At 65.3% G+C, this 1,691-nt stretch carries 2 protein-coding genes; one reads left to right on the forward strand and one right to left on the reverse strand.

Features of this window, described 5'->3' with window-relative positions:
* A partial coding sequence (locus EN939_RS33050) for a LysE family translocator (protein WP_245473260.1) occupies window positions 1–546 on the forward strand: 546 nt, incomplete at its 5' end.
* Between the two features lie 52 nt (window positions 547–598).
* Here EN939_RS33050 and EN939_RS33055 read toward each other — a convergent pair.
* Window positions 599–1,691 (reverse strand): autotransporter family protein (locus tag EN939_RS33055; RefSeq protein ID WP_127271690.1); only part of this gene is annotated, 1,093 nt, incomplete at its 5' end.

Genomic DNA, 1,691 nt, shown 5'->3' on the forward strand with positions numbered 1-1,691 from the left:
GTCGTGTCCTACGCGCTGGGCCAGGGCTGGCGTACCGCTCTGCCGATGGCAATCGGCGTGGCGCTGGGCGACTTCACCGCGATGACCTTGTCGATGCTGGGTATCGGCGCGCTGCTGGCAGCTTCGGCTGGTGTCTTCACCATCCTGAAGCTGATCGGCGCCGGCTATCTGATCTATCTCGGCGTGAAACTGTTTCGCGCCGGCGGCGCGCTGAAAGCCGAACCGCGCACCGACGCGGTCTCCTCGGCCAAGATGATGGCGCACGCCTGGCTGGTCACCGCGCTCAACCCGAAAAGCATCACCTTCTTCGTCGCCTTTCTGCCGCAGTTCCTCGACCGGCACGCCGATTTCTGGACGCAGATGCTGATCTTCGAGACGACCTTCCTGGCGCTCGCCTTCGCCAATGCCTTTGGCTATGCGCTGATCGCCTCACGCGCACGCAACGTGGTGCGCAATCCCAAGGCGATCCGCATCTTCAACCGCACCGGCGGCACGCTGCTGGTCGGCGCCGGCATCGCCACGGTGGCGATGCGCTCCAGCAATTAGGCTCTCTGTCTGACCATGACCCCGAAACTGTTTTTCGGGATCATGGCCAGCCTTACCATTTGACGCTGAACCCCAGATTGCCTTCGAGGATCCGACGCTCGTCGCCGCCGAGATTGGTGGTGTAGTCGCCGGTGGCGAAGATGCTGACCTTGTCCGTCACCTTGGCGATCACACCGCCGCCGAACTCGAACGAGGTCGATCTGCCCTCGGTGGAGATATCGGTGGTGTCGAAATTGACATGGCTCGTGCCGCCGAAATCGTGCCAGATGTTGGCCTTGAGGTACGGCTGCAGCGCCATGCCATTGATCGTTGTTTCGCCTTGCAGCCGTGCGCCGAGCCGGCCGGTCACGTTGCCGTCGGTATCAAAGGAAACCGAAGCAAAGCGGTCCGATGCATCGTCGAGCGACAGTTGCTGCCAGACCAGTTGCGCCTGCGGTTCAAGCGTCCAGCCTTGCCCCAGCGCGATGGGATAGCCGCCTTCCAGCGAAGCGGTGACACCGGTCCCGCCGACGTCGATGCCGATGCCGCGCGACGATGTTGCGTCTCCGCCGAAGAAGGTGGCCATGAGGACGCCGTCCAGGTACCAGCCACCCTGACCGATCCGGGTCCAGTAGCCGCCGACGCTGGTGCCGTTGATATCCATGCTGCCGACGGACAGATTGTCCCAGCCCAGCGCCTGGCCGCGCACGTCGCCATTCATGCTGGCATAGGCGACGAACAGGCCGGCGCGATCGGTCTGGCCCGACGCGGTTTCGCGGCCGAACAGATCGAAGCCCGCCTGGAGGCCGAACAGGGTGCCGTCGAAGGACGGCGATACCGTTCCTGAATACGCCATCTTGCTGTCCTGACCGAAGATGCGGCCCCAGACCGGCGACAGCTCGGTGTTCGACAACAGGCTCTGCTCGCCGCGCCGTTCGTGGAAGGTGCCGAGCGTCGTCATCGCCAGATGTTCGGCGACCGGGGGCAAGGCGGAATAGACCGGAACCTCGATGCGATAGAGCAGGATCTCCTCGCCCGCCGCCGGTGTCGGCAGGTCAGGCACATCCGTTGGCACCACCGGTGGCGGCGGGGGCGGATCCGCAACTGGTGCCGGCGGTGGTGCCGGCGGCGGCCCGGGCCCCGGATCGGCGGCCTGCACCGGCGGG

The sequence above is a fragment of the Mesorhizobium sp. M7A.F.Ca.CA.002.05.1.1 genome (assembly GCF_003998335.1).
Classification (GTDB): Bacteria; Pseudomonadota; Alphaproteobacteria; order Rhizobiales; family Rhizobiaceae; genus Mesorhizobium.